This is a genomic window from Bacteroides faecalis, assembly GCF_003865075.1.
In the GTDB taxonomy this organism is placed as follows: Bacteria; Bacteroidota; Bacteroidia; order Bacteroidales; family Bacteroidaceae; genus Bacteroides; species Bacteroides faecalis.
In genome coordinates this window covers 1-18,550 of sequence record NZ_BHWB01000003.1, presented here as the reverse complement: position 1 = coordinate 18,550, position 18,550 = coordinate 1, and the positions used below count along the sequence as shown (strand labels likewise).

The window sequence follows — 18,550 nt, the reverse complement described above, 5'->3', positions numbered from 1 at the left end:
TATTGTTACTTTTGCAACATTGAATTTTACCGTATCCACTAAAAATAAAATATAAAACGATTCATAAAATGAGAAAAGTAAGTTTGGCCCTGCTCTTTTGCCTTCTCAGTCTCGCCGGAATGGCACAAGGACAAAAGGCACTTGATCTTAAAGATATTACCACCGGACGTTTCCGTACGGAAAACATCCAAGGAGTAATCCCAATGCTTGATGGTGAACATTACACACAAATGAATGCCAACAGAACACAAATCATCAAGTACTCTTTCCGTACAGGAGAAAAAGTAGAAGTTATCTTTGATGTAAATACCGCTCGTGAATGTGATTTCAAGAGCTTCGACAGTTATCAATTCTCTCCGGACGGAAAACAATTATTGATTGCAACCCAAACAACCCCGATTTATCGGCGTTCTTACACAGCTGTACATTATATTTACCCTTTGAAACGCAATGACAAAGGAGTTACGACAAACAACATAATTGAACGGCTGTCTGACGGTGGGCCTCAACAGGCCCCCGTCTTTTCTCCGGACGGGACAATGATTGCATTTGTCAGAGACAACAATATTTTCCTCGTAAAAATGCTTTATGGCAACAGTGAAAGTCAGGTTACTGAAGATGGGAAAGCAAACTCAATTATCAATGGTGTACCGGATTGGGTATATGAAGAAGAGTTCGGATTCAATAGTGCTTTAGAGTTCAGTGCGGATAATACCATGATTGCTTTTATCCGTTTCGATGAATCGGAAGTTCCCTCCTACTCTTTCCCCCTTTTCGCCGGAGAAGCTCCCCGTATCGATGCATTAAAAGATTATCCGGGCCAATACAGTTATAAATATCCGAAAGCCGGATATCCCAACTCTAAAGTAGAAGTGCGTACTTATGACATTAAGTCTCACGTTACCCGTACTATGAAACTCCCGATTGATCCAGACGCATATATTCCCCGTATACGCTTTACGAAGGATGCCAGCAAACTAGCTATTATGACATTAAACCGTCATCAGGATCGTTTCGATCTTTATTTTGCAGATCCCCGCTCAACACTCTGCAAATTAATTCTACGCGATGAATCACCTTATTATATAAAGGAGAATGTATTAGATAATATACAGTTCTATCCGGATAATTTCAGCTTGCTTAGCGAACGTGATGGATTCAGTCATCTGTACTGGTATAGCATGGGCGGTAACCTGATAAAGAAAGTAACGAATGGTAAGTTCGAAGTCAAGGACTTTCTGGGCTATAGTGAAGAAGATGGTTCTTTCTATTTTACCAGTAACGAAGAAAGCCCATTACGTAAAGCAGTCTATAAAATAGATAAAAAAGGGAATAAGATAAAGCTTTCTCAACAGGTGGGCACAAATACTCCACTTTTCAGTAAAACGATGAAGTATTATATGAATAAGTTTTCGAACCTAGATACTCCATTACTCATCACGCTCAATGATAACACTGGTAAAACATTAAAAACACTCATTACCAATGATCCATTGAAACAGGCTTTATCAGAATATGCCATACCGAAAAAGGAATTCTTCTCTTTCCAAACAACAGATGGTGTATCACTCAATGGATGGATGATGAAACCTGTTGATTTCAGTGCTTCAAAGAAATATCCGGTGCTTATGTACCAATATAGCGGACCTGGTTCTCAACAAGTTCTCGACACTTGGGAAATCAGTTGGGAAACTTATATGGCAAGTCTCGGTTATATCGTAGTATGTGTAGATGGTCGTGGAACCGGAGGTCGTGGAGAAGCATTCGAAAAATGTACTTACCTAAAAATTGGTGTAAAAGAAGCGAAAGATCAGGTAGAAACAGCTCTTTATCTGGGCAAACAGCCATATGTAGACAAAGATCGTATTGGAATCTGGGGCTGGAGTTACGGTGGTTATATGACTATCATGAGTATGAGTGAAGGAACTCCGGTATTTAAAGCAGGAGTAGCTGTTGCGGCTCCAACCGACTGGCGTTTCTATGATACAGTTTATACCGAACGTTTTATGCGTACTCCAAAGGAAAATGCGGAAGGATATAAAGAATCTTCTGCATTCACTCGGGCCGACAAGCTACATGGCAATTTATTGCTCGTACATGGTATGGCTGATGATAACGTTCACTTCCAGAACTGTGCAGAATATGCGGAGCAATTAGTACAACTCGGGAAACAATTCGACATGCAGATATATACGAATCGTAACCATGGCATATATGGTGGAAACACTCGCCAGCATTTATATAACCGGATAACTAACTTTTTCCTGAATAACTTGTAATGACTGATAGAGTACGTAAGCCTGAATGGCTGAAGATCAATATCGGTGCTAACGAACGATATACTGAAACAAAACGAATCGTAGACTCCCACTGCCTGCATACGATATGCAGCAGTGGGCGTTGCCCTAATATGGGTGAGTGTTGGGGAAAGGGGACAGCAACATTTATGATTGGAGGTGACATTTGTACCCGCAGCTGCAAATTCTGTAACACGCGAACAGGTCATCCTCAACCTCTGGACAATAGCGAACCTACTCATGTTGCCGAATCCATCACTTTGATGAAACTCGACCATGCAGTTATTACCTCTGTCGATCGGGATGACCTACCCGATTTAGGAGCTAGCCACTGGGCAAAAACAATCCAGGAAATTAAAAGTCTGAACCCTAAAACAACTATCGAAGTGCTTATTCCTGATTTTCAAGGAAAGATGGAATTATTAGATTTGGTCATTGAATCCTGCCCTGACATCATCTCTCATAACATGGAAACGGTACGACGTATTAGTCCGTTAGTACGTAGCGCAGCCAATTATGACACTAGTTTGAAAGTCATTGAACATATTTCACAAAGCGGCATTAAATCGAAAAGTGGTATTATGGTAGGTTTGGGAGAAACTCCCCTAGAAGTGGAAGAATTGATGGACGATTTATTAAAGGTCGGTTGCCAAATACTTACTATTGGACAATACTTACAACCCAGTCATCGTCATTATCCGGTTGCAGAGTATGTCCCCCCTCAACAATTCGTTATTTATAAAACAATCGGTTTAGAAAAAGGATTTAACATTGTAGAGAGTGCTCCACTTGTTCGTTCATCCTATCATGCAGAGAAACATATACGATAGAAAACAAAACACATTCGCTATTTGTTCTATATGTATAACACCGGCAAATAATAATACAAGAGAGATGCAGCATAAAGGAGTACTATCTTCAGCGTTTAACATGTCATTGGGTTTTATCCCCGTTATTATTTCCATTTTACTGTGTGAATTTATAACGCAAGACACGGCAATTTACATTGGTACAGGTTTGGGTATCGTGGGTATCTACCTATTGCTTCATCGCAAAGGTATACTAATACCTAATTTCATTCTATATATATCGACCGGAATATTATCCCTGCTGACACTTGCCACGTTTATTCCGGGCGACTTTGTTCCTAAGGGAGCTCTTCCACTTACTTTGGAAGTAAGTGTTCTTATTCCCATGCTGATACTCTATATGCACAAAAAAAGATTTATCAATCATTTTTTGCGACAAATAGGTTCTTGTAACAAACGTTTATATGCCCAAGGGGCGGAATCATCTATAGTTTCTGCCCGTATTGCTCTAATATTCGGGATTTTACATTTCTTAATTATCAGCATTGTAGTTGTTTGCCAAGATACTGAGACTCGAACAAGTATGCTTATTCTTTATAGGATACTTCCCCCTTGTGTCTTTATTATCAGTATTTTGTTCAATCAAATTGCCATCCGGTATTTCAATCATTTAATGGCTCATACCGAATATGTTCCTATTGTAAATACCAAAGGAGACGTGATAGGAAAAAGCCTTGCCATTGAAGCAATCAATTATAAGAATGCATATATAAACCCTGTTATCAGAATAGCCGTTTCCACTCACGGAATGTTATTTCTCTGTGACCGACCGATGACTGCCATATTGGATAAAGGCAAAACCGATATACCCATGGAATGTTATCTCCGTTTTGGTGAATCTTTATCAGACGGTGTCACCCGCTTATTCAATAACGCCTTTCCTCATGTGGATCAATCAATCAAACCTAAATTTAATATCGTCTATCACTTTGAGAATGAAGTAACCAACCGCCTTATTTACCTATTCATAGTAGATATAGAAGACGATTCCATACTTTGCAGCCCACGCTTTAAGAACAGCAAATTATGGAGTTTCAAACAGATAGAGGAAAATTTGGACAAAGGCTTCTTTAGCAGCTGCTTCGAAGAGGAATACGAGCACCTTAAAGATGTTATTTGTATAAGAGAAAAATACAAGGAATCTTAGATAAGTCGGGAAGATTTCCCTTCCAATCCTTTACTGCACGAGTTTGTATATATTCATCGTCACAAGTGATATTAGCAGCAATACAGAGTTTAGTCTGAGGACGACAATTCTGTAAGATATCTTCTATCATCTTATGATTACGGTAAGGTGTCTCAATAAATAACTGTGTCTGGTTTTCAGTATAAGCCCGTTGTTCCAAAGCTTTCAGTTTTTTCGAACGTTCTCCCGGTTCAATCGGCAGATATCCATGAAATGCAAAGCTCTGACCATTAAATCCCGAAGCCATCACAGAAAGAATTATAGAAGAAGGTCCGACCAAGGGGACCACTTTTAATTTTTTACGCTGTGCAATGGCAACAACATCTGCTCCCGGATCGGCCACTGCGGGACAACCCGCTTCGGAAATTACTCCCATAGAAGCACCTCCGATCAATGGTTTCAAATAGCCGGAAATATCTTCAGGAGAAGTATGTTTGTTTAATGGGTAGAATGTCAATGAGTCAATATCGATATCATGATCAACCTTTTTCAGAAAACGACGAGCCGAACGGATATCTTCGACTATAAAATGCCGGATACCACGAATTATTTCTGCATTATAGGAAGGTAACACCTTCTCAATGGATGTATCACCCAACGTAACAGGTAACAGATAAAGAGCAGTTTCCATTTTTTAATAAAGAGTTAAGAATGAAGAATGAAACTGGATATAGTTAAGAAGCCAGATAACCGGATTCTTTAAGCATTTTATGATAATCGGTTATTTCCAGCAAGTCTTTCAGTTTGAGTTCTTTATGCTTCTTCATATAAGAAGCAATAATCTGTGCTCCCATCCAAGTGCCAATCGATGCCGGAGCTTGTTCACCCAACATATCGATAGCCGCTGCCGGTTGCATATAATACCGGATAATCATCGGGTCGCGTGCATGTAGGTGATCATTAGTCTGAATATAATTCCAAATATCCTTTTCATGTTCCTTACACCATTTATGCTCTTCTTCAGAATACCCTATTGCCTCACCGATATTGTCATAATCCAACAGACTCTGCATCACATAATGAATCTTTCCATAATGTAGCATCCTGTCGATCAAACATGTACCCTCATGATAATCCAGCCCATAACGACTCAAGAGATAGAACACAAAACAATCCGGAGCAATTCGTTCCGGACGCATGGAACGGCACTGATAATCGTAATAAAAACGCTTATAAAGAGGATAATCTTCCCCCATATATTTATCAAGGCTGATTCCTAACAAGGTATCAACTACAACGATGGACTCATTAAATGCCGACACTTGTGAATAAATAAACGGCACTTTCGTCTCAGGAACTTCCTTTTTTAGTTTCCGAAAGCCTTTATTCAAATCTTTCTCCACTGCATTCAGATTAGGAAACTTCTTATCTACATCGTTCAGCAAACGAATCAAAGTAGTGTCCGAATAATAACTCTGCAAGCGTTGAGAAATAGCATCATCTCTCACTTGACCTATCGACAACACATCTTCTATCAAGATTTTGGTAGGTTGCTGATAGTTCATTATCAATTTTTGTTTAGCAGAAAAGCTGTTAGAGCGAACATATTCGCTCAACAGCTTATCATATCTTAGAACAGAAATCTCTTCTTCCTTCTGCCCGTTCGTCCATGTGCTTATCCCACAGGAGGTGAAAAGCATACTTATTAATACAACAAGAAGAGAGATCCGTAGTTTCATCTTTTTATCCGTAAATAATATTACCGTTTTCGTCCATATATTCATCCAGACCTTTTTCGTAAGTAGCCATTGCACGAAGACTCATACCTACACTAGAGAATCCGCCATCATGGAAAAGATTCTGCATTGTAACCTTACGGGTAAGATCTGAAAACATAACGATGCAATAATCAGCACATTCGTCAGCAGTTGCATTTCCCAATGGAGACATACGATTTGCAAAGTCATACAGCTTATCCATACCTTTTACACCCGAACCGGCTGTAGTGAAAGTAGGTGACTGAGATATCGTATTCACACGTACACTATGTTCACGTCCGTAAATGTAACCAAAACTACGTGCAATAGACTCCAACAATGCTTTTGCATCTGCCATATCATTGTATCCATAAAATGTACGCTGTGCAGCTACATAACTCAATGCCACGATAGAGCCATAATCAGCAATAGCATTCAACTTCTTAGCAGCCTGAATCATTTTATGAAATGAAACAGCTGAAATATCCAATGTTTTATCCAACATTCCATAGTCAAGGTCATCGTAAGTACGTTTCTTGCGCACGTTGGGAGACATACCGATAGAGTGAAGAACAAAGTCAATTTGCCCATTCAGTATGTCCATAGAGGTTTTGAATACATTCGACAAATCCTCCACGTTAGTCGCATCTGCAGGAATGACCTGACAATTCAATTTCTCTGCCAATGCATTAACTTCACCCATACGGATAGCCATTGGAGTATTTGATAATGTAATAGTTGCACCTTCTTCTACGGCACGCTCTGCTACTTTCCAAGCAATTGACTGGTCGTTAAGAGCACCGAAGATTATACCTCTTTTTCCTTTCAACAAGTTGTAACTCATATCTTATAACAGTTAAATTTTGTGCAAAGATAGAAACTTTCTGCATAAAAACACGCAAAGTGTGCAAATAAGTAAACACCTTGCCACTTTTTCAATTATTTTTGCATCATAAAAACATAAAGGTATTATCATCATTTTCCGAATCATGAAAAAAAATTTCATCATCATCGCACTTTTAATAGGCTGTTGTTCACTGCCACTAAATGCACAAAAACAAGAAAAGTCACTCACCATAGAAGTCAGCAATAACTGGGAACAAGCAAAGACAGATGCAGCCGTTGTTATCAATCTACAGAAACTAAAAGTAGGATTTAAAATAAAATCAGCCGTTGTAACGGAAGAGAATATAGAAATACCTTCTCAACTCGATGATATGGACAGAGATCACAAGATGGACGAACTCGTGTTCGTTACCGATCTTCCGGCTCAAGGGAAAAAGACTTTTAAAGTCATGCTCTCTTCGGAAAAAAGTTCCAAGACTTACCCTGCACGTGTCTACTCGGAGATGTTTATTGCAGAACCACGAAAAAACAAGCACCAATCGGTACAATCTATCACAGTGCCCGGTTCAAGTGATATCTATAATATGATACGTCCGCATGGTCCGGTTCTGGAGTCGGAATTGGTTGGGTATCGTCTTTACTTCAACGAGAAACAGACACCGGATATTTACGGTAAGTTCAATAAAGGTCTTGAAATCAAAGAGTCTCAGTTCTATCCTACAGATGCACAATTAGCAAAAGGATTCGGCGACGACGTACTCCGCGTATTTGATAGTTGCGGACCGGGAGCTTTCAAAGGTTGGAATGGAAAGAAAGCAACACATATCACTCCTGTGGACACCCGTACCGAACGTATTATATCTTATGGACCAGTTCGTGTGATTGCAGAGATTGAAGTTACAGGATGGAAATATCAAGGTGCGGAATTGAATATGACGACACGTTATACCCTTTATGCCGGACATCGTGACCTGCATATTGAAGCCTTCTTTGACGAGCCATTAAAAAATGAAACTTTCTGTACAGGCGTACAAGATATTATCGGATCTGTTTCATACTCAGACCACAAAGGATTAGTGGGTAGTTGGGGAACAGACTGGCCCGTAAATGATACTGTCAAATATGCCAAAGAAACGGTTGGGCTGGGAACATGTATTCCTCAACGTTACGTTCAATCGGAAGAGAAAGACAAAGATAACTATCTGTATACGGTTGGTGCACCGCAGGCCAATTATTTCGATTATTACACTACTTTCACCTCTATGAAAGAGACTTTCGGATATAAAACACCTGAAGCGTGGTTCGCCTATCTTCGCCAATGGAAAGAAGAATTAGATCATCCGATAACAATCAAAGTTAAGTAAATGAATTTTTAGTTACACATAATTGACATTCAAAATCACAATGAAAAAACTAGTTATATTCGACTTAGACGGTACTTTACTCAATACAATTGCCGACTTGGCACATAGTACTAATTATGCTTTAAATAAATTAGGATATCCTACTCATGAAATTGACCAATATCACTTCATGGTAGGAAATGGAATCAATAAACTCTTTGAACGGGCACTTCCCGAAGGAGAGAAAAGTGAAGAGAATGTACTTCGTGTCCGCAAGCAATTTATCCCTTACTACGATCAACATAATGCAGATGATAGTTGCCCTTATCCCGGTATTCCCGAATTATTATCCAATTTGCAAACTGCCGGTATTCAGTTAGCCGTTGCTTCTAATAAATATCATTCGGCAACACAAAAGTTGATTGAACATTATTTCCCCGAAATCCATTTTACAGCAGTGTTTGGTCAGCGCGAAGGAAAGAATGTGAAACCTGATCCGACCATTGTTCTTGACATACTAAAAATAGCCGGCGTAGACAAAAAAGAAGTGCTCTATGTGGGAGATTCGGGAGTAGATATGCAAACAGCCGCTAATGCCGGAATTACTGCTTGTGGAGTTACGTGGGGATTTCGTCCACGAACTGAACTGGAAAAGTTCAATCCCTCTTATATTGTAGATTCTGCCGAGGAGATTAAGGAATATATCTGATAACTCAATAAGGAAATACACTTTTTCAATGGCTTCTCTCTAATATTAATTTTCTATACTAGATTATAAACCAACGGTTACAACTTGAACTCAAGGCACTCTATGATTTATAAGTCCTTTTTATTGTCACTTGTCACTTTTCATAGTTAAGTCACTAATAATCAGGAGCAAATCAGTGACAACAGGCAGTGACAATAAAGTGATAATAGAAAAATATCAGTTTCTATTGTCACTTTATTGCCACTAATTTCTATATTATCATTAACTCATTTTACAACTTAACTACCCGATACACAGTCCCTTTGTTGGTGTGTCTTGAAGGTATTCCGGCTTTTTGAAGCAATCTTCCAAAGTGATTTGCTTTGCCGGAAGATAAAGAAATAGTCGTCCTTTTTTGCAAATAATCCAGAATTTCCATCGGAGAAAGGAACTCTCCTTCCCTCTCATCTCCTGCAGCCTTGAAATAATGATAAAACAATTGAATAGCAGGAGGCGTCTGCTCAAACTCCCGATTACTTTGCTTCAAAATATCCTCCTCTTTTTCATCAAACCAATACCGTTCCCCATGATAAATCTCATACATCGCCTGTGCATACAACTGCTGATAGTCAATCGGACGAGTCGTATCAATAGCATCTTTTACCTCTATACAGATAAAACGACGACTACCCGAAGGATCAGTCAGCAAATCCTTTTGATTGCTAGTGGCAATAAATGAAGCATAACGTTGCAGTTCCTGTACCGAATTTCCGTAAGGTTTACGAAGATTAACTACCGGCTTTTGCAAAATATGTTTCAAGAAACCTTGTTGCGTAAGAGTTATCTGATCAAATTCATCAATATTAATCAACGCAAAGCGATTCAGATACATTTCCGCATCCCGCTTTCGGCTAAAATCAATACTATCGGTATAATAGCCACGAAGTTCGGGTGGTATCAAATCTCGACAAAAGGTAGATTTACGAGTTCCCTGTGCCCCCACTAATAAGGGAGAAGTACTGTTTGCATACTGTTTATCAACTCCACGCCAATGTAACACCATATTCAGAAACCAACGATGAAAAAGCATGTTCCAATGTGGATTATCACAAGGAACACGAGCTGCCAATTCCGTTATCCGATCTTTCCGATCCCAATTGGGAAGATGAAAGATGAAGTCTTCTAACGGATTATAAACAGGTACACGATTTGAATGCAAATAACGATCCACATCACGATCCCATACCGCAATACCTTCACTTTGTGCATCCAATAGGATACTATTCTGCATCCGCTTATCCAATGGCCGAAAACGAAAATAGAACGAACAACGATCCCGATACTCGACCTCTCCTACCTGTGTGTTATAGCGGAATTCATAACGTCGATTCATAAATTCTTCCGTTTGCAAAGCAAGGTATTGTTCTTTTGTCAGTCCGTCTTTCTTACCGAAACCTTTACACTCCTTATATACATTTCCTATCATCGCCCGGACCAGCATTGCTTGTGCGGCAACATAATACCGATGAATAGTCCTTCGAGTCACTTCTTCTTCCGGAATACCGGAAAGAAAACAATTCCTAGCCAACTGTACCACCAAAGGTTGCAAATCTGTCTCCGGCGTCCACCCTTCCTTCATTTCTTCCAACGTTTTCCGCAAAGCTGCTTCGTAAAGTAATGCTAATGCGTCTTTTGCATCATACCCGGGTACAATACGTTGCCAAGGAGATTTCTCAGCAACTGCTTTTTCGCGGTAAGTTGTTTCCTTAGGCATGCCCAAAGGTTGAGATAAATAGAAAGCGACGGAATTCACCCGATAAAAAGGCTCGGGATCATAACTTAATCGTGAATATTGTTCCAAGGTAGGTTCTTTCAACTGAATGTCGAAAGGAATTTGGGGTTGGTAACACTTCACAGCCAACCGATAAGCATGAGCCTGAAAGATCTCCGCTTCCTCCGAAGTCTGAGGTAATGTTCCGTCCGGACGAGTGAAACATGTCCATATCTTAACCGATTTCCCACTCGACCCCATAAAGGCAAACATGGTTTGCGGCAGTTCCGCCGCTTTTCTCTTCACTAACTCGACTTCTGCCTTTCCAGCCAACGGACCGACACTTAGTTCAACAACTCCATTGTATGTTTTCATACGCCTTACGCCATTAACACGTCCGAAGACGGCAGCAGGCATTACTTTAGGAAGCTTTTGAGCTAACGTACAAGTATCTCCGGGTAAAACATAATGCAGGGCCTGGCGTAATCCGGTGACCGGACATGTCTTTATCTCTGTTTTTATTTTCTCCTTCAACAATTCAAACTCTATTATACTCAACGCTTCTACGCCTTCTTTCTCCCTGATTTGTGTTATCTTCATTTTTTCTTCTTGAATGTTTATATGTTCTTCAAAGATAAATAAAATAATAGCACAAAAACAATCTTTTTACCTTTTTATTTCAATTGAATAAATTCAGCGTATAAAATTGCGTAATTCCCTTTATTTAAGAGAAAACAAACCGTTTATTTAGTTGTTTTAAAGCTCCAATTAGTGTATCTTTGCAATGATAAAAATCGTTTTACGTACATAATCCCATCGCTCCACGTACGTGATCCTTTGGGTTCACGTACATCATCCGAATGGTTCACGTACATGAAACGAGAACGTGCACCTTACAAAAAACATTAGTCGAGCCTTGTCAGTACATTAAGGTTACTAGTATTTGTTCTACTACACGTAGTATCAGTTGAATAACAATTCTATTAACTAACCAAAAAACAAATAATGCAATGGCAGCAGATTATGATTTTCGAAGAAAACCAAATGAGAATGGAGACGGGGAAATCCAACCTTTATATCCCCGAATTGTATCGAAAGGGACGGTAGACAGCAAACAGTTGTTCCGTGAGATAGCGGAAGCTTCTTCTTTTACGGAAGGGGATTTGGCTGGTATTATGGTATCTCTCCAAGAGAAAGTTTCTTATTATTTGAGTGAAGGTTATCACGTTAAACTGGGAGAATTCGGATATTTCTCGGTAAGTCTGAAGGCACGTCCGGTAATGGATAAAAAAGAGATTCGCTCAGTATCCATTTCTTTCGATAATGTGAATTTCAGAGCTACAAAATGGTTTCGCAGACGTAGTTCAGGAACGGTATCCCGTTCCAAGTCCGGTTTCCAACAATCGTCGAATATACCGGAAGAAACAAGGTACTCCCGACTACAAGCGTTTTTAACCAAAAATCACTTCATCACCCGCAAAGAATATACTCAAATAACAGGTTTATTGAAGGGAAAAGCACTGCGGGAACTCAATAATCTAGTGGATAAAGGGATTCTTACCACTCGGGGGACCGGTAATCGAATTTTATATTTAATGACTGACAATCATATATTTAAATAACTGAATTGCTTAATAGTAGTGACAATAGAAATGTTATAAATCTCTATTGTCACTCTATTGTCACTTGTCTATTATTGTCACTTGTCTATTATCACCACTTTACTATTGATTATCTGAGACTTAATTCCGAAAAGTGACAAGTGACAATAAATAGTCGCTTTATATTCTCTAGAGATAAAGTAGATCATACATGAATCTGGTTACACCTAACTATTACGCAAAGGATAATATGTTAGTATTAGTTTCTTTTTAATTAATGAAAGCTACAAAGGTTAGTTTCATCTTCATTTTCATCTTCTTATCTATCCCCTATTCTTCCTATAGCAATAGCTCCTTTATCCTCTCTTATCTATTTTTGCTTACTAGCAATCATTACCTGTTATATGTTAGTTAGTTAAATGATGTCAATATACTAACCTATATTTTGTATGATACAATATAGTTAGTATATTTGCAGTGTTGAATACTTCTTTAGTATAAATAGAGGAAAAAATGTTTGCCGAGCACAAACATGCATGCACTTTTTATGACTTATTTTACTAACATTTAATTAATACTTTATTGAAAGGAGACAGGATTATGAATACATACTATACAATATTTTTTCATAGTACTTACAGGAATCATTTCAATAGTACCTGAGATACGGGAATACTTACTTTTATTTATGCCATCAACTAAAAAACATTAAAAAGGAGTATACCGACTGAAATATCTTCGCAGCTTTTAGTAATACAATACAGAAGCATTTGATTTCTTGCAGCTTGTCACACTCTGCCGGTAGTCGCGAATCATAAGGAATAAAGTAAGTAGAGTATTGAACATTAAAATCATTTTGTGAAACTAAAAAGATAATATACCAATGAACAAATTAAATCCCGATATAACATCGAATAATTTCGTCCTGAGAGACAATGCAGAACGGCTGCAATCAACAAATCATGCCGGCAAGACTGAACCTGAGGCGCCGCAAGTTCAGGATATGCGGGTAAACGAGAGAGCTCCATTACGTAGCAACAAATTCTCCAATGGACGCGAACTTTACACGCCCTCGTGTCATTCACCACCGTAGGCAATGAGACATTTCAATTACTAGCAATTGTCTGCTAACTTATTAATAATCAATCTGATCGTAGTAAACACCCTTACTATGAAGGGGAGTTGTACGCTCTATCTGAAGGGTCGGAACATATCCGTATCCGAAGTGAAAGAGCTAATCCGGAGTTGATCGACGACTGATTGAAAATTAATAGTAAACCAACTGACAGTGATTGAAAGCCACTTTCAGGAACATAACAAAACCGATTAAACCACTTAAAAGCCCCGGAAAGGAGGTAAGAAAATGATGGCAATGAAGAAATCAGCATGGGATATCATCCTCAAAGCGATTATCGCTGTAGCTTCGGCAGTGCTCGGCGCACTGGGAGGCAATGCAATGAACCTGTAGCATTGTAGACAGATTCTATCAAAGAATCTTGTGAACAGCTTCGGTACACAAACATCGGTACAATCCCCTGCGGATAGGAACCTGGTTCTGCCAAGGGGATTGTCTACCAAGATTTTATTAGCAAATAAACTACTAAACCCATTTAAATCAAGACAATAATGAATATTTTTAATACGATCCATTCTAAAAACAGGATAAGCCGGATAACCGGCATAAACAAGTTATCCCTGCTTCTTTTACTCGTCTGTTTTCCGCTACTAGGAATACACGCGCAACAACCTCATGAGATCAGCCTGGACGTTCCCCGTATCGTCCCCGTATCACCGGAGGCGGCAGCCATGGAGAAGTACCAGTCCTACCCAGTAGACTATTGTACGGGAGTTCCCAACATCACCATCCCCCTGTATGAAATCGTAGCAGGAGAAATAACCATTCCAGTCTCCCTATCCTACCATGCCTCGGGGCTCAAACCCAAAGAACGCAGCGGACTTGCCGGTACGGGATGGACACTGAACCTGGAACCATCCATCATGCGAGAGGTCAAAGGTGTCGCTGACAGCGACACATACGGATGGTTCAACACCCGCAACAGCCCGGTCCCGACAGACAAGGTGGAGCGGTTGAGGTATTATAACGCCCAGGTGGACAACCAATACGACACGCAACCGGACAAGTTTGTCTACAAGCTTCCCCATGGTGGCGGAAGCGGATATTTCCTAGAGTCGTTCAGTTCCATGCGTTGCATCCCCCTAACCAATGATGACGTCCGTTACCATGGAACACGTATGGATATCACCGACGGCAACGGCGTGAAATACGAGTTTGGCGGTGTGAACGAGAAAGCGGACGATATCATCACCCGCTGGATGTGTACGGCCATCCGTTCTCCGCGTCAGACCGGTCATCCGGTCACCTTTGAATATACTACGACTCGAACACGACTGCATCCGGGCGCTTATTTTAACATGGACAGCCGGATCATCATTAATGATATCCAGAATGGTGCTCCCAAGATTGTCTTCTCAAAACTGGTGCCCGGAAAGCCCAACGAACATTATCGCATTGACACTGACGGCTACACGTTGCCTTATAACGCCAAACTCACTCCCCTTTCGGAGGCGCAGGCAGGCGTGCATTATCCTACGAGCGGTTCATTTCTGGGTGGACGTGGTGAAGAGGCACGTCTGAGCAAGATTAATTATTTCGGTAACACCTTTTCAGTTTCTTACAGGACAGTCGGTTCCGATGTGACGGCAACAGATGCTTACGACCGTATGGATGTGACCAATGCCCGGGGTGAAACGATCCGTTCCATCGAGTTTTTTATCAGCCTTTACAACAGCTCCACCTCCCTGACCAAACTCGACTCGGTGCGTGTCTCGGCTCCCGGAGTAGAAACAAAGGTGTATGCGTTTCATTATAATAATATTTATAGTGTCCCTTCCATCTACACCGTAGCGGTAGACCACTGGGGGTTCTGTAACGGTGCCAATACCGCCACTGAAGACGAAAAGAATATTCCCAGTTTCCGCAGAAAAGTGTATGTGCCCAACGGGATAGGTAAAACACTGGAAACTATCCTTGAACATTCGGGCAGGAACCGGGAAGCGAATGCCGGGTGGGCTGCGTCCGGTATTCTCAGCCGTATCACCGATCCGCAAGGGATACAGACGACTTTCGAGTATGAGGGGAATTACGGTGGGTTCCGCGACCCCGACCGTTCGGACAAGTACCGCAATTATCTTCATCCGGTAGGCGGGCTGCGCGTAAAGAGCATTGTTACCACCGATCCGCATACGAACCGCCGTACGGTTAAATCGTATCGGTATGGACTGACCAAAGTGAATAATGCCGGTTATGAACCGATCTGGGGCGGTGGCGCCATCAAGCACATTGTCAGCGAACGGGATTATTGCTCGGGCATGAGTAATTTTGTAGAAGGTCCCACCAACGACTTTACCTGGTTTGAGTACCTGACCACGTATCGTTCCATGCCCCACTCCACATTACGTTCAACAACGGAAGTGCGGTGATGTATAATATTGTCCGCGAAGAAATCAGCGGAGAGGAGATGGAGCCTATCCGTACGGATTACTATTATCATGTGAAGCTACACAATTACGAGGGAGTGCTGAGCTGGTATGACGGGCAGACCGATATGGTTAAGCAGTTTCTGGAAAACAAGCCGGAGAAAGAGTTGCGCAAACTGTTCCGTCCTTTCCCCGCCCATCCGCAGGAACCTTCGGATGACCTGTCCAGACACCCTTCCGATAGTTATCAGATTTATGGGCGCTTGATTCGTAAGAATTGTTTCAGGAAGGATGAGCTGGTTTCACGTACGGATTATGAAAATACCAGGGTCTCTTCCAACGGGAGTGTTTTTGTCGATCTTCCGGTACGGCTGATTTCGATTGGTACCGACAGTTATCGCAAATACATGAATACAAGTACGCTCAGCGGCAAGGAGTTTTTTGTCGCCAGTAATTATTATACGCCCAGTGATGAGAATGCAAAGGTGCAGACTGAGTTTTTTCTGGATGTGACCAACTACTGTGTGCTCAGCAAGGAAGAAACGACCGAGTATTATTCGGCCAACGGACGTCGTGACAGCCTTGTGACGACGAAGGAATATTCGTACAACATCGATTTCTCTAATCCGGGAGTTTCGCTGGAACCCGGGAAGGTGGAAACAGCCAACAGTAACGGTACTAGTGTTACGGATGAATATGAGTTTCTGGGTGGTTTTCCTGCTGTCCTTTCGTATCACAAGCATAGTGAAGGCGGGCATTCACGTGAGAACCGCATCCTGTTCAAGGATGGTACTTGTTTCCCGGAACGTATCCGCAGCAAGACGGACCGGATGTCTGACTTTCGTGACGAAGTGATTTATACGGCTTATGACGGTCACAATAATGTAGCTGAAATTAAAGGTAAAGATGGCACTCCCGTCACTTTCCTGTGGGGCTGTCTTAACCGTTTTCCGATAGCTAAGATTGAAAATGCCACCCGCGATGAGGTGTTGGTCGGAATGGGCTATTCGGCAACAGATACGAATGTGTTGGATGCCTGGTCGGGCTTTGTGGAACCCTCGGATGATATCCTGAACAAGATCGCTTCTCTTCGGAACGGACTTCCGGGTGCCAGGGTGACGCTCTACGATTACGATCCGGTGCAGGGGCTTACCGGAGTGACGGACCCGAATGGTGTAGTGACCCGTTTTGAGTATGACCATTATAACCGCTTGACGGACAGCTATTACGTGGATCCCGATTTGCAGAAGGTGATGTTGCAGCAGTATATCTACCGTTTGGGGAAATAACACAAGAAATGAAATACAATAACAGAACTTAAAAAAAGAAGAAACATATGAAAAAATATATTTGTATCTTATTGTTTGGTTTGTTCTCGGCAGTGATGTTCGGGCAACCGACTTATCAACACCGTATGGACACAGCTATTGACATCGGCACGCATGACAGCCCTTTTACATTTACCGATAGCCGGTATACGGGGGATTTCGGGGATGATTTTTACTGGGATGTGGATTATCCTCCTTACCTTGGCGTTAAAGAGATCTTTTACCGGATTACACTGACTAATTCAATGACCGTAAGGTTTAATGTGACCCGTCCTGACCGCTGTTGGACCAATGTTATGTTGTTGGATGATGCCGGTAAGAGGTGGGAATACAAATTGCACTCCAATATTGTGTTCGGATTGACTCCCGGGATCTATTATTTTGTAGTGGAGGGCGAGCAGTCGGGTAATTTGAATGTTCCTGTGCCCGATGTAACAATCGATGTGAAGATTGAGGGAGGTGAGCGTACTGCGGGAGAGGATTTCTGTTATCCTTTTGAGCTGGGGAGCTTTCGTGATAACTTCGATCTGACTCCCAGTGTGAAGGATTTCGATCAGTTTAGAAATGACTATCGCTCAGCCAAGGATGTGAGGGTGGATGGATATACGCATGACGTTGTTTACCGTTTCACGTTAGAAAATCCGATGAAGGTGAGCTTAAGGCAAAGAGGGGTCTGGGATGAATATGATTATTCGCAGTCCAGCCTGATGAATGCTGCCGGGGATACGATTTGTGTTTCCAATAGTGGGGATAATAATGCCCAGCAAGTGGAGCTTTCACCGGGAGAGTATTATATTTATGGCTGGGGAAGGCGCCTTCGAACTTCCGAGTTCAGCTTTAATTTCAGTGGGACTCTCCCGCCTGTGGGCAGTGACTTCTCCTATCCGGTAGAGGTGGGCAGCCGTTTTTTCGACTTTACCTATACCGATACGCGAAGTACTTCCAACTTTTCGAGTAGCAAACAACCGGAAAAGGCGGGCAAGGAGGTATATTACCGTTTTATTACCATTACCCAGCCGATGGGAATAGGGATCAATACCTGTGGTTCTGCGGTAGCGGACACATATCTGAAGTGTTCTCTTCCGACAGGCAACGGGTGTTGTACTTCAATGATGATTATTCGGGCAGTGGTGCTTGCAGCAATACGAAAAGTGCTTGTATCAATATTCCACTGCTTATGCCGGGAACGTACTATGTGGTTACGGATGGGGCAAGTAATGGGAATCTTACTACTGCCCTGACGGGAACGGTGGTCAATAATCCGGGGGATTCTTCGGAGATGGCCATTGATCTGGGACCGCATAGCAAGGGTTTTTCTTTCTCCGATATCCGCAATACTGCTTCGGAATATACGAACCGGTATCAGGGGAAGACGACCAATGATGTTATTACAAGTTCACCATGGAGAAAGCTTTGGCTGTCACGA

The 18,550-nt window shown here is 41.4% G+C and carries 15 protein-coding genes; 11 read left to right on the top strand and 4 right to left on the bottom strand.

Going from position 1 to position 18,550, the window contains the following annotated elements:
• The first annotated feature begins 68 nt into the window (after positions 1 to 68).
• From EJF25_RS05480 to EJF25_RS05470, 3 genes are all read left to right on the top strand, one after another.
• The gene (locus EJF25_RS05480; RefSeq protein ID WP_125040394.1) at positions 69 to 2,279 is read left to right on the top strand and encodes a S9 family peptidase; all 2,211 of its coding nucleotides are present in this window, start codon (positions 69 to 71) and stop codon (positions 2,277 to 2,279) included.
• Complete coding sequence (lipA, locus tag EJF25_RS05475) at positions 2,279 to 3,127, top strand: lipoyl synthase (protein WP_125040393.1); 849 nt, start codon at positions 2,279 to 2,281, stop codon at positions 3,125 to 3,127. Before EJF25_RS05480 ends, lipA begins: the two co-directional genes overlap by 1 nt.
• 64 nt (positions 3,128 to 3,191) lie before the next feature.
• Positions 3,192 to 4,313, top strand: a complete 1,122-nt coding sequence (locus tag EJF25_RS05470; protein ID WP_125040392.1) for a hypothetical protein — start codon at positions 3,192 to 3,194, stop codon at positions 4,311 to 4,313.
• Here EJF25_RS05470 and EJF25_RS05465 read toward each other — a convergent pair.
• From EJF25_RS05465 to EJF25_RS05455, 3 genes are read right to left on the bottom strand one after another with little or no spacing between them, the layout of a single operon-like run.
• Positions 4,279 to 4,983, bottom strand: coding sequence for an SAM-dependent methyltransferase (locus tag EJF25_RS05465; RefSeq protein ID WP_125040391.1), 705 nt, complete (start codon positions 4,981 to 4,983; stop codon positions 4,279 to 4,281). The genes EJF25_RS05470 and EJF25_RS05465 overlap by 35 nt on opposite strands.
• A gap of 43 nt (positions 4,984 to 5,026) precedes the next feature.
• The gene (locus tag EJF25_RS05460; protein ID WP_125040390.1) at positions 5,027 to 6,031 is read right to left on the bottom strand and encodes a gliding motility protein GldB-related protein; all 1,005 of its coding nucleotides are present in this window, start codon (positions 6,029 to 6,031) and stop codon (positions 5,027 to 5,029) included.
• A gap of 4 nt (positions 6,032 to 6,035) precedes the next feature.
• Positions 6,036 to 6,893 (bottom strand): enoyl-ACP reductase FabI, encoded by an 858-nt coding sequence (locus tag EJF25_RS05455; protein ID WP_025074255.1) that lies wholly within the window; start codon positions 6,891 to 6,893, stop codon positions 6,036 to 6,038.
• 145 nt (positions 6,894 to 7,038) lie between these two features.
• On the opposite strand from EJF25_RS05455, the gene EJF25_RS05450 reads away from it, so the two are divergent.
• Together EJF25_RS05450 and EJF25_RS05445 are read left to right on the top strand one after the other, a co-directional pair.
• Positions 7,039 to 8,259 carry a DUF4861 domain-containing protein gene (locus EJF25_RS05450; protein WP_125040389.1) on the top strand — a complete coding sequence of 407 codons (1,221 nt, stop codon included), beginning with the start codon at positions 7,039 to 7,041 and terminating at the stop codon, positions 8,257 to 8,259.
• Between the two features lie 40 nt (positions 8,260 to 8,299).
• Positions 8,300 to 8,947 (top strand): HAD family hydrolase, encoded by a 648-nt coding sequence (locus EJF25_RS05445; protein WP_125040388.1) that lies wholly within the window; start codon positions 8,300 to 8,302, stop codon positions 8,945 to 8,947.
• Between the two features lie 271 nt (positions 8,948 to 9,218).
• Here the strand turns inward: EJF25_RS05445 and EJF25_RS05440 are convergent, their stop codons facing one another.
• Positions 9,219 to 11,297 (bottom strand): BT4734/BF3469 family protein, encoded by a 2,079-nt coding sequence (locus tag EJF25_RS05440; protein ID WP_125040387.1) that lies wholly within the window; start codon positions 11,295 to 11,297, stop codon positions 9,219 to 9,221.
• A gap of 410 nt (positions 11,298 to 11,707) precedes the next feature.
• Between EJF25_RS05440 and EJF25_RS05435 the strand changes: the two genes are divergently transcribed.
• The 6 genes from EJF25_RS05435 to EJF25_RS05415 all read left to right on the top strand — a co-directional run.
• The gene (locus EJF25_RS05435) at positions 11,708 to 12,319 is read left to right on the top strand and encodes an HU family DNA-binding protein (protein ID WP_125040386.1); all 612 of its coding nucleotides are present in this window, start codon (positions 11,708 to 11,710) and stop codon (positions 12,317 to 12,319) included.
• Positions 12,320 to 13,670: 1,351 nt separating this feature from the next.
• A complete protein-coding gene (locus tag EJF25_RS24830; RefSeq protein WP_159106368.1) occupies positions 13,671 to 13,766 on the top strand; it encodes a smalltalk protein in 96 nt (31 codons plus the stop codon).
• Between the two features lie 734 nt (positions 13,767 to 14,500).
• The gene (locus EJF25_RS05430) at positions 14,501 to 15,799 is read left to right on the top strand and encodes a hypothetical protein (RefSeq protein WP_125040385.1); all 1,299 of its coding nucleotides are present in this window, start codon (positions 14,501 to 14,503) and stop codon (positions 15,797 to 15,799) included.
• Positions 15,796 to 17,085, top strand: a complete 1,290-nt coding sequence (locus EJF25_RS05425) for an RHS repeat domain-containing protein (RefSeq protein ID WP_125040384.1) — start codon at positions 15,796 to 15,798, stop codon at positions 17,083 to 17,085. Before EJF25_RS05430 ends, EJF25_RS05425 begins: the two co-directional genes overlap by 4 nt.
• 47 nt (positions 17,086 to 17,132) lie before the next feature.
• Positions 17,133 to 18,365, top strand: a complete 1,233-nt coding sequence (locus EJF25_RS05420; protein WP_125040383.1) for a DEAD/DEAH box helicase family protein — start codon at positions 17,133 to 17,135, stop codon at positions 18,363 to 18,365.
• Positions 18,302 to 18,550: hypothetical protein (locus EJF25_RS05415; protein WP_148098085.1), on the top strand; the 249-nt coding region annotated here is incomplete at its 3' end. The genes EJF25_RS05420 and EJF25_RS05415, both read left to right, overlap by 64 nt.